At 49.2% G+C, this 10752-nt stretch carries 8 protein-coding genes, 1 tRNA gene and 3 pseudogenes; 6 read left to right on the forward strand and 6 right to left on the reverse strand.

Annotated elements, in window-relative coordinates:
- Positions 1-294 precede the first annotated feature (294 nt).
- The gene (locus tag ACLD11_RS21315) at positions 295-1542 is read left to right on the forward strand and encodes a mechanosensitive ion channel family protein (protein WP_079951149.1); all 1248 of its coding nucleotides are present in this window, start codon (positions 295-297) and stop codon (positions 1540-1542) included.
- A gap of 41 nt (positions 1543-1583) precedes the next feature.
- On the opposite strand, the gene pheP is transcribed toward ACLD11_RS21315, so the two are convergent.
- The gene (gene pheP / locus ACLD11_RS21320; RefSeq protein ID WP_411012473.1) at positions 1584-2978 is read right to left on the reverse strand and encodes a phenylalanine transporter; all 1395 of its coding nucleotides are present in this window, start codon (positions 2976-2978) and stop codon (positions 1584-1586) included.
- A 325-nt stretch (positions 2979-3303) separates the two neighbouring features.
- On the opposite strand from pheP, the gene ACLD11_RS21325 reads away from it, so the two are divergent.
- The gene (locus tag ACLD11_RS21325) at positions 3304-4479 is read left to right on the forward strand and encodes a DNA repair protein (protein WP_411012472.1); all 1176 of its coding nucleotides are present in this window, start codon (positions 3304-3306) and stop codon (positions 4477-4479) included.
- A 78-nt stretch (positions 4480-4557) separates the two neighbouring features.
- Here ACLD11_RS21325 and rclC read toward each other — a convergent pair whose 3' ends face one another.
- The 3 genes from rclC to rclA form a co-directional block, all read right to left on the reverse strand.
- Positions 4558-5118 (reverse strand): reactive chlorine resistance membrane protein RclC, encoded by a 561-nt coding sequence (rclC, locus tag ACLD11_RS21330; RefSeq protein ID WP_000362177.1) that lies wholly within the window; start codon positions 5116-5118, stop codon positions 4558-4560.
- Positions 5119-5130: 12 nt separating this feature from the next.
- On the reverse strand, positions 5131-5367 hold the full coding sequence (gene rclB / locus ACLD11_RS21335; RefSeq protein WP_000922170.1) for a reactive chlorine resistance periplasmic protein RclB: 237 nt from the start codon (positions 5365-5367) through the stop codon (positions 5131-5133).
- 156 nt (positions 5368-5523) lie between these two features.
- Positions 5524-6849 carry a reactive chlorine resistance oxidoreductase RclA gene (gene rclA / locus ACLD11_RS21340; RefSeq protein ID WP_108638693.1) on the reverse strand — a complete coding sequence of 442 codons (1326 nt, stop codon included), beginning with the start codon at positions 6847-6849 and terminating at the stop codon, positions 5524-5526.
- 215 nt (positions 6850-7064) lie between these two features.
- On the opposite strand from rclA, the gene rclR reads away from it, so the two are divergent.
- The gene (rclR, locus tag ACLD11_RS21345; RefSeq protein ID WP_023214911.1) at positions 7065-7919 is read left to right on the forward strand and encodes a reactive chlorine-specific transcriptional regulator RclR; all 855 of its coding nucleotides are present in this window, start codon (positions 7065-7067) and stop codon (positions 7917-7919) included.
- A 50-nt stretch (positions 7920-7969) separates the two neighbouring features.
- On the opposite strand, the pseudogene ACLD11_RS21350 reads toward rclR, so the two are convergent.
- Together ACLD11_RS21350 and ACLD11_RS21355 are read right to left on the reverse strand one after the other, a co-directional pair.
- Positions 7970-8068, reverse strand: a pseudogene (locus tag ACLD11_RS21350) (cation transporter); the annotation flags it as partial.
- A 380-nt stretch (positions 8069-8448) separates the two neighbouring features.
- Positions 8449-8525: transfer RNA gene (locus ACLD11_RS21355), tRNA-Arg, on the reverse strand.
- Between the two features lie 254 nt (positions 8526-8779).
- On the opposite strand from ACLD11_RS21355, the gene fimW reads away from it, so the two are divergent.
- The 3 genes and pseudogenes from fimW (at position 8780) to fimY (ending at position 10544) form a co-directional block, all read left to right on the forward strand.
- Positions 8780-9376 carry a fimbria biosynthesis transcriptional regulator FimW gene (fimW, locus tag ACLD11_RS21360; protein WP_126479209.1) on the forward strand — a complete coding sequence of 199 codons (597 nt, stop codon included), beginning with the start codon at positions 8780-8782 and terminating at the stop codon, positions 9374-9376.
- 161 nt (positions 9377-9537) lie between these two features.
- A pseudogene (locus tag ACLD11_RS21365) lies at positions 9538-9807 on the forward strand (hypothetical protein).
- An 18-nt stretch (positions 9808-9825) separates the two neighbouring features.
- A pseudogene (gene fimY / locus ACLD11_RS21370) lies at positions 9826-10544 on the forward strand (fimbria biosynthesis regulator FimY).
- The last annotated feature ends 208 nt before the right edge of the window (positions 10545-10752 follow it).

Genomic DNA, 10752 nt, shown 5'->3' on the forward strand with positions numbered 1-10752 from the left:
ATTTTGAGCACTGCCCAGGTCCAAAATGGCAAGTAAAATAGCCCTAATGGGATAGGCTCTAAGCATTCTGGTTAAAATGTTTTCATCCATTGTTGACGAACTGGCGTCTGTTCAAAAAAATTGGGTGGCGTAAAATAACGACGTTTATAGGGTGCTGGATAAAATATAGCGTATGGATAACCCCTGAAGCGCTTTTACCCATCTGTTGCTGATTATGCCTGAAGCGCGAGCGTCCTGATTTGCATAAATGCCATTCAGCAGTCATCATAGACTGCTGTTTATAAAGGAGAGATTATGCAGGAATTGATATCCCGGGTAGAAGATTTAGCGGGAATTGAAATGAATCACACCACATCGCTGGTGGTAATATTTGGTATTATTTTTCTGACAGCAGTTGTCGTGCATATTATTTTGCACTGGATAGTACTGCGCGCTTTCGAAAAACGTGCCAATGCCAGTTCCCGCCTGTGGCTGCAAATTATTACCCAGAATAAATTATTCCATCGTCTGGCTTTTACGCTGCAAGGCATCATTGTCAATATTCAGGCCGCGCTCTGGCTACAAAAAGGCAGTGAGGCTGCGGATATCCTGACGACCTGCGCGCAGTTATGGATTATGACCTACGCTCTGCTGTCGTTATTTTCCTTGCTGGACGTGATTTTCAATCTATCGCAAAAATGGCCCGCCGCCTCTCAGTTGCCGCTAAAAGGAATATTTCAGGGTATTAAGCTCATCGGCGCAATTATCGTCGGCATTCTGATGATTTCACTACTGATTGGCCAGTCACCAGCAATTTTAATCAGCGGGCTGGGCGCGATGGCCGCGGTATTAATGCTGGTCTTTAAAGACCCGATTCTTGGCCTGGTTGCCGGTATACAGCTTTCCGCCAACGATATGCTCAAACTGGGCGACTGGCTGGAAATGCCGAAATATGGCGCAGATGGTGCGGTCATTGATATTGGTTTAACCACGGTAAAAGTACGCAACTGGGATAATACCATCACCACCATTCCCACCTGGTCGCTGGTTTCCGACTCGTTCAAAAACTGGAGCGGCATGTCTGCGTCCGGCGGACGCCGGATTAAACGCAGCATTAATATTGACGCGACCAGTATCCATTTTCTGGATGATGATGAAAAACAGCGGCTGTTAACCGCGCAACTGTTAAAGCCGTACCTTACCAGCCGTCATCAGGAAATCGATGAATGGAATAAACAACTGGATGCGCCGGAATCAGCCTTAAATCACCGCCGAATGACCAATATCGGGACATTTCGCGCCTATCTGAACGAATATTTACGCCACCATCCGCGCATCCGTAAAGACATGACGCTGATGGTACGCCAACTGGCGCCTGACGATCATGGTTTGCCGATAGAGATCTACGCCTTTACCAATACCGTCGTGTGGCTGGAATATGAGAGTATTCAGGCCGATATTTTCGATCATATTTTTGCCGTGGTGGAAGAGTTTGGCTTGCGTATTCATCAGACGCCGACCGGCAGCGATATTCGCGCGCTGTCAGGGACATTGCGGCATTAATGGATTGCCCGATCGCATGAGCATGGGATCGGGCAAAAAAGTTAATGAGCCTTACGGCGCAAAACTGTAAACGCGATAAACAGGAACACAATCCATACCGGCAGCAAAATCGCCGACAATCGCATATCGTCCATCGTACACATTAACACCAGAATCAGCGCCAGAAACGCAATGCACAAATAGTTTCCGGCGGGATAGAACAGCGCCTTAAATTGCGTCTCGCGCCCTTTACGACGCATCGCCGCGCGGAAACGTAAATGCGCGAGACAGATCATTATCCAGTTTAGCAATAGCGTCGCAACAACCAGCGCCATCAACAGGCTAAACGCTTTTTGCGGCAACAGATAGTTGATCAGCACCACCAGCGAGGTAATCGCTCCGGAAAGTATCAGCGAGTTCACCGGTACGCCGCGATGGCTGACGCGGGTTAAAAATTTCGGCGCGTTGCCTTGTACGGACAGGCCGAACAGCATTCGGCTATTCGAATAAACGCCGCTGTTATACACCGAAAGCGACGCGACCAGAATAACGAAATTCAGCGCCGAAGCCACCACATTACTGTCCAGATTATGGAAGATCATCACAAAAGGGCTGCTATTGGATTTCACCTCTACCCACGGATAGAGCGCCAGCAACACCACCAGCGAACCGATGTAGAACAGCAAAATACGGTATACCACCTGATTCACCGCTTTCGGGATGCTTTTTTGCGGATCGCGCGCTTCCGCCGCAGTAATGCCGATCAGCTCCAGTCCGCCAAAAGAAAACATAATCACCGCCAGCGACAGAAGCAAACCATGCCAACCGGTAGCGAAGAAACCGTTATAACGCCAGAGGTTATCAATGCTGGCATGTTCGCCGCCGTGGCCGGAGAACAGCAGCCACAGACCAAAACCTATCATGCCGATAATCGCCAGCACTTTAATCAGCGCGAACCAGAATTCCGTTTCGCCATACAGACGAACGTTCACCAGATTTACGGCATTAATGATAATAAAAAACGCCGCCGCCCAAATCCATGTTGGTACGTCAGGCAGCCAGTACTGCATATAGATGCCCGCCGCGGTCAGCTCCGCCATCCCGACCAGCACAAACATGACCCAATAATTCCAGCCCGACAAAAAGCCCGCAAACGGCCCCCAATATTTCCAGGCGAAGTGGGCAAACGATCCGGAAACCGGCTCTTCCACGACCATTTCACCCAACTGGCGCATAATGAGAAAAGCGATAATCCCGGCAACGCCATAGCCCAACAAAACAGCCGGCCCCGCCATTTGAATCGCCGGGCCGATGCCCAGAAACAGTCCGGTGCCAATCGCGCCGCCCAGCGCGATTAGCTGAATATGGCGGTTTTGCAACCCCCGTTGAAGCGTCGGTTCATTCTTCGACGCGGCATCCGACACGCTGACGCCAGATGCAGTTGACGCGTTTTTCACGTCCTACCCCTGTATCGTTTTTATTGAGGGGCACCTTTTAACATTTCGTTCTCGCTGCCGCAAGGCGCAATCGTTTGTTAAGGTTCAACTCCGGACGTTAACGTTATCGTGTAAAAAAAGATGTCACGGGGAGTAAAAAGAAAAGAGTGCGCGCCGATATAGAAAGTGACGGGTGACAGACGCCGAGTATAAAATATGTGAATAACTCTGGACGAAAAGTACGACACCCTACAGAATACATTTAGTATTTTTTCAGTATTTTCAAAAAGGTGAATCAGACCTGGTATCTGTTATCCGTTTTTGAGCCACGCCAGGCATCAACGTCATGAATAAGATCATCAAACGTTTAGAGATCATCAAAAGCGCCATCGAACTTGAGGATGAAGAGATTATCCGTCAGCAGCTCATCTACCTGAAAAATGAGCCGCAGGATGCCGTAATCAGCGCGATTGCCCAGGCGATTGAAGCTCGTCGATTCAGTGACGCCATGCAAGAGATCGCCGCCTGGCTACAGGCTCAACGGGCGCTCTCGACGTGGCAAGATCCCTCTATTGCCGCCAGTAAACTGGAGCTGAAAGCGCTTGAAGCCCAACTTCGCGATCTGATTGACAAACGAAATGCGCGGGTACAAATCCTCGACGACTTCAACGACCTCTATCATCTGCGTCTCGGGCCGTTGATGAGCCGTATTCTGGAGTTGCGTAAACAGCTCGCGGTGAGTATGCAGCGTAAGCAAGAGGCCGAAATAAAACGCCGGGAAAAGGATTATCAATCCTGCCTGCAATTTATTTCCCAGGCCGTGGATCAACTGGCAACGCTAAAACAGCAGTGGACAGGATTGAATGCCGCCTCGCGCGAAGCGGTGGGCATCCGTCAGCGAATCCAGCAGCAGACGGAATTAATTACCGCGTTGCTGGCGGAAATTCGCGAGCTGGAAGCGGATTTTTCCCATCAGGACGACAGCACATTCCGCCAGGCGCAGGAAAATGCGGAACAGGACTATCACCAGTACCGGGAGCAGCAGCAGGAAGCGCAATTCCGCTACGCCCGCGATCAACGTTTGTCGGCTGACGAACGCAATGAATTAAAACGTTTGTGGCGTCAGGCCAGCCGCCTGTGTCACCCGGATGTGGTCGCCGATGAATTGAAAGAAAAAGCGCACCAGATGATGGTACAGCTTAATCAGGCGCGGCAGAATGCCGATCTGGCGGCAATTCGCGCGTTATTGACACAGCTGCAAAGCGGTCTGGAACCGATGATGGCAAGCGACAGGCTAAATAATCTGGAACATCTGCGCCATAAAATACGCCAGCTCCGCACGCAAATCGACGCGCTGTTGAAAGAGATAACGCAACTGGAAACGGAAAACGCCTGGCGGCTCGCCTCTTCCGTTGCGGATAAGGAAGCCTATTTCTCCGGGCAGGAACGGGCGCTAACCGAAATTCGCAATACGCTGGAGGCGCAGGTTCAACAGGTGGAACAGGAACTTCTGTCAGGGTAGTCCATCATTCATCAACACATTGTCGGATGGCGCAAGCGCCACCCGACGAATCGCGGTATAAAGAGGGCAAGAGGGTCGCTACTGTCGCTGTAAAAGTAACGAACGGGCGGAATCCGCCATGATCATCACCGCACCTGCCAGCATTAACGTATCTTTTAATACCAGCCGCCCGGCGCCCGATAAATACGGAAAACCATAATGCGCATCGCCCAGCGGCATAACCCAGGCCTCCGGCGTAGTGATTAAAAACGACAGCGTGACAAATGGCGTCAGGAATGCCAGCACGCCGCCTGCCAGCCCTAACCAGCGGCTGACAGGGTTAGCCAGTACCAGCGCCGCGATAATCAATTCCACCACGCCCAGACCATCCGAAAACGCATACGTATTATTGGCCGTTTGCCAGGCGCGTTCCTCCGGTTTTAGTTCGCCCTCATGAGTCAGATGCTGACGATATTCTTCAGGATGTTCATAGAAAAAAGACATAAACGGGCTGTTCGCCACAAACGGGGTAATACTGTCTGCCTCATAGGGCACAAATTTTAGTAGTCCAATCCAGATAAAAACGATGGCGATACTCAGGCGAATTAATGTTAATCCCAGCCGATCCCCCTGACTTAACAGACGAAGATATTTATCCATCTCAGGCTCTCCTTATTTATATAATATCGCAGTGGCATAACCCGTATTATCAATACGCATGGACGTAATTTTCCATGACGACGCCTGTTTACTTTGCGCCAGTCTGGCAATAGCGTCTTCAAGCATTGACGGCGTTGCTGACACCGCAGAAACGCTGATGTATTCAACGTCAGTTAGCGGCTGGGCGGAGGCGGAAAACGCCAGCGGCGCAGCCAATAATGAAGCAATAAGTGTGGTAACTTTTAACATCGAGATTTCCAGTCGTGGGTTATTTCAATGGTGTTATAATACGTTATGCCTGACTAAAGCCTTTTCTTTCAGACGCCAGCATATTTGTCCTGGCGTATTTTTATAGCCTGACAGGCAAAAAAAAGCCCTGATTAACAGGGCTACGTTATTTATGTTTTACTTAATGAGAGAGAAGAGATCGTTTAAAGACTCACTCATTGTAGGATGGGTAAATATCTGGTCGCGTAACACCGTATAAGGTAAATCTGCATCCATAACGGTTTTAACGATATTAATCATTTCATGAGAATCAACGCATAACAATGACACCCCTACAATACGCTGCGTATTCACGTCCACTACCGCTTTTAGTACGCCACGGGTATCGTTCATAACACGGGCGCGAGGGATCGCCGCCACCGGTAATGTCACCACCTGCACCGTTGCGCCGCTTGCCCGCGCTTGTTCTTCCGTCAGCCCGACACGAGAGAGCGGCGGCGTCATAAAGACGGAATATGGAACGTTCTGGCGATCTCGGGTACTGCGTTTGCCATCTCCCAATACCCCGTCGCGTACAATACGAAAATCATCCAGTGAAATATAGGTAAACTGCAACCCACCGGTAACGTCGCCCATCGCCCAGATATTGTCCGCCGTGGTACGCAGGTAATCATCCACGATGATCCCGCCGCGTTCGTTCACCGCCACGCCGGCGTTTTGCAACTGTAAGCCAGCCGTCGCCGGTTTTCGCCCCGACGCCACCAGCAGGGCATCCACAAGATGCGCGCCTTCCGGCGTTTCTACTTGTACCGCGCCCTCCTTTGAGGATACGGCCTGTACGTTGGCGTTTAAAATTAGCTCGACGCCCTTTTCCTGTAAAATACGGGTAATTGCCTGCGCGATATCCCGATCTTCACGAGGCAGGAATTGCGGCGCTGCTTCAAAGATAGTGACCTTCGTACCGAAGTTGGCGAACATTGAGGCAAATTCAAGGCCAATATAACCACCGCCTAAAATCCCCAGCCGCGCCGGGCGCTGGCTCAGGCTGAGTAACCCGGTGCTATCGAACACCCCCGCCGTCGTTGTTAAGCCCGTAATAGCCGGGATCACCGACTCTGCGCCAGTATTAATGAAGATCTTTTCTCCCCGTAACACCCGCTCGCCGTCCGCCTGGAATACCCGTAAGGTATGGTTATCAATAAACTCCGCCCTTCCCTCAATCACATCGACATTGTCCAGGTCGGCAAGATTATGAAAATTTTTGTCGCGTAAAAAATTTACGACCGCCGCTTTGCGTTGCATGGCGACAGAAAAATCGCCCTCACGTTCCGCGTCATGCACCAGCGTTTTCGTTGGAATACAGCCAATGTTGATGCAGGTTCCGCCGAACATACTGGCGGACTGTTCGATAATCGCCACGCGCCATCCCGTCTTCGCCAGAGTTGCCGCCAACGTTTTTCCTGCCTTGCCAAAACCAATAATGAGCGCCTGATACTGTGTCATCTTCTTTCTCCGCCAAATCACCATCTGTTTGTCAGGACAAGTATAAGTAACGCCAAAAAAGACAGGGTTATCCGCAACGCGCTATTTTTTGTCTTATCGTCTAAATTGGCAGTTAGCAAAAACAAGGGTAGAAATGACATTGAGTCCGAAATATAGTGAACAGATAAAGAAATGGTGATCCCTATTTTTGAAAGTAAATCTGTTCTGGAGTCTATATGGATGCGCTTAGTCGGCTATTGACGCTTAACGCCCCTCAGGGCTCAATCGACAAGAATTGCCCGTTAGGCGGCGACTGGCAGTTGCCGCACGCCGCTGGCGAGCTATCGGTGATTCGCTGGCATACCGTTACGCAGGGCGAAGCGCAACTGGAAATGCCTACCGGCGACGCCATGACGCTTACGCCGGGAAAGGTGGTGATTCTGCCGCAAAACTCCGCCCACCGTTTGCGCCAGTCTGGCGAAGCACCGACACATATCGTGTGCGGTAGTCTACGTCTGCACACGACGTCACGTTATTTCCTTACCGCGTTGCCGGAAGTGTTATGTCTTGCCCCGCCGCCGCATAGCCCCGCCAGTATCTGGCTTAACGCCGCCATTTTGCTGTTACAGCAGGAGTCAGAACGCCATTTACCTGGCGCTGAGGTCTTATACAGTCAGCAGTGCGCCACGCTGTTTACCCTCGCCGTTCGCGACTGGCTATCGCAGGCTGGCACAGCGAAAAGCGTGCTCAATTTATTGCTGCATCCCCGGCTGGGCCGCGTGATCCTTCACATGCTGGAAACACCGGCGCATCCCTGGACGGTCGAAACGCTGGCGCAACGGGTACACATGTCGCGGGCGAGCTTCGCCCAGCTATTTCGCGACGTGTCCGCAACGACGCCCTTAGCCGTGTTAACAACGCTGCGCCTGCAAATCGCCGCCCAGACCCTGTCGCGTGAAGCGCTGCCGGTGATGGTGATTGCCGAGTCGGTAGGTTATGCGAGCGAATCTTCTTTTCACAAAGCTTTTGTCCGTGAATTCGGTTGTACACCAGGCGAGTACCGCAAACGGGTCAGCGCGCTCGGACGATAAACGTACGCTGAACCCGCCTGCAGTTTGACGCCGCAGGCGGGCGACACACGTTATGCCGCAAGGCGACGATGCCTGCGCAGCCACATCAGCTTGTAGGCTACCGGAATGATAAACAGCGACAGCAGCGGCGCGGTAATCATGCCGCCGACCAGCGCAAAGGGAACGCTGGTAATGATTAATAACGCTTCCCTTACGTCGACTCTGCAACCTGCCCCGTGGCGGTCTCAACACTAATAGACGCTCTACGTAGGCGATAATCCCGAAAAATACAGCGGTTGACAGACTAAGCAGCAAGACGGAATCACAATGACCCGACTCTTTTTTAGAGAAGCATAAATTTTTATTTGATTACAAACAGTTCAGCGTTGTATTTGAGGGTTTTATTTGAGGGAAATAAAACAGCACCCGTAACGACACCTGTTGCGAGATAATGCGCAAATACAGGGATGATTTAAAACTTACCCTGATACTTACACTGCAAGATAATTTTAGATGATAGGTTTTTTGATATAACTTATTGATTTATCAATGGCGCGCCCTGCAGGATTCGAACCTGCGACCCACGGCTTAGAAGGCCGTTGCTCTATCCAACTGAGCTAAGGGCGCCTTGTGAAGTGAAGACTTCGTGTAGACGAAACGCGAGAATTATACGGTCAGGCACTCCTGAGTCAATGGCTTTTGTTCTGGTTGCTGACTAAGTGTACGAATATCGTCTTTTCTGGCGCAATGCCAGGTTCCAGGAAATCGCCTGGACACATCTCAGCACGCATAAAGTGGGAATTAAGGCCGCCAGCATTTAGAAAATCAATAAGTTTCTTTAATATTTCACCATGATTCACCTGCTGTGTAGGATATTTTTTATGCTGCGTATCGCTATTAAGGAACAAAACAGTCACTTTGAGCATGGTTTGAAAATCATCATGACGCGTCTGGCGAATCAATGGCAACAGAAAATTGACTTTCTGCCGCCAGAAGAGATAGATAATGCCGATATCGCTTTCCTGGCCCTGGATGATGATTGGTTCAGCGCAGGCTGTTACCAGATACCTATGCATACCCAACATCAGCTACGGGTGATTATTTGTAATAAATGCGATAAAGAAAAGCTCATGTTCAGACCATGTCTGTATATGCTGCCGCATATTTATCGGGAAGATGATGTTGAAGAAATTACCCGGAAAATGATATTGATCTTACATAAACGAGCGCTTCGACATAGCGTCCCTTCTGGCATTTGCCACTACTGCACGACTCGTCATTTTTCAGTAACAGAACGTCACCTGTTAAAACTGATCGCCAGCGGTTATCATTTAAGCGAAACGGGTGCTTTACTTTCACTTTCTGAAGAGCAGACAAAGTCACTCCGCCGGAGCATTATGCGCAAATTACATGTTAAAACGGAGCAGCAGTTTTTAAAGTATATTAGAGTTAACCTTCATTTCTTACTCAGTAAGTAAACTCACTTAACTTTTTACAAGGCTTACGAAATATCTCACCAATAATTAAGTAACGATACCTACAGGCATTTTTTTAACGCTGCCACAATGATGCCCATAATATCCTGATAGATTCAGGGGTCAAAAATATATGGCTGCATCATAAATGCCTGGAGGAGTGTTTGGTGGCACAGGGTACTTTATTAAAGGAAAGGATAAATCCCCCACACCTGGCGTCTTCGCCAACACGTCATTTATATCTCAACAGCGGATTGTTAAAATCTGAGCCAATCGTTAATCTCTCAACTGCGCAATTAATCGGCTATGAGGTCCTGACGCAACTTCCGTCAGAACATGATAGCGAAGTTTTTTTTCAGCAGTGAATAGAGCAACGAAGCATTGTTTTTACGCTGGTACAACGATGGCCAGCCATATTACCAGATATATATTAGAGCAATGGAAAAAGCAGGATGCGCAGCGTACCACGCAGGGAAAGACGCCGCCGTTTAAGAAATGCCAAAGACTGCGCCTGCCGTTATCACTCTCCAACGCCGCAGATATTTGATCGCCTTGAGTTACTGGACCAACAGCTTAATTATGCCTTGCCGGTTAGTATCATTTCTCAGGCAATAATTACAACTGATAACTACCTCGGCTATTCGCTGAGTCACTACTTATTTTGCGGAAAACTCACCGCAGCATTCCGCTCATTAGAAGACATTTCTTTGTTGATTGAAAAGGGGTCGCTCAAACAACTGATTGTAGATATGAAGGCGCTACCTGTCTCCTGTATTGAGGCGCTTAACCAGCTACGCGCACTCAGTTGGCAACAAAGCGATATTCAGATTTACCTGCTGGTATCAGATACCCCCCTATAACACAGTTTATCCGTATGGCTGGGCGTTTTTTTGTCCTGTCACGACGACAAAATCTGGCCTCAGTACGCAAAGCCTTGTTATCAGCCGCCGAACCTCGCTTATCGGAAAGCTTTAGCCGCACTGACTGGTTGATGATTGAAACTTTAGCGCAAGGCGCCTCTTTAAAAGAAATAGCACGTCAGCAAAGCGTACCTTATCATCGTGTAGTTTACCGGCTTAAACAACCTATCACCCTCCTTAACCTTCCCCACAGGCAAAGCTTTCTTCGGCTGATCCAGCAGCTAAACGTTACTTTCCACGACATTTTTTAACGAAGTAACATTCTGGCGAATAATGTTTTTAAGAAATTACTTATTTTAACTTTTTTGAGGTCTCCAGCGTAAATATCTTCCTGTCATTACATAACAAATACTAAACAATGAGTCTTTTGTATTATTTTTATGCTTAAAATAATAGTTTATACCCAAAATAATTCGAGTTGCTTAAAGGCGGCAAGGGAGTGAGTCCCCAGGAGCATAG

The sequence above is a fragment of the Salmonella sp. 741265116_PST genome, assembly GCF_046567715.1.
GTDB lineage: Bacteria > Pseudomonadota > Gammaproteobacteria > Enterobacterales > Enterobacteriaceae > Salmonella > Salmonella enterica.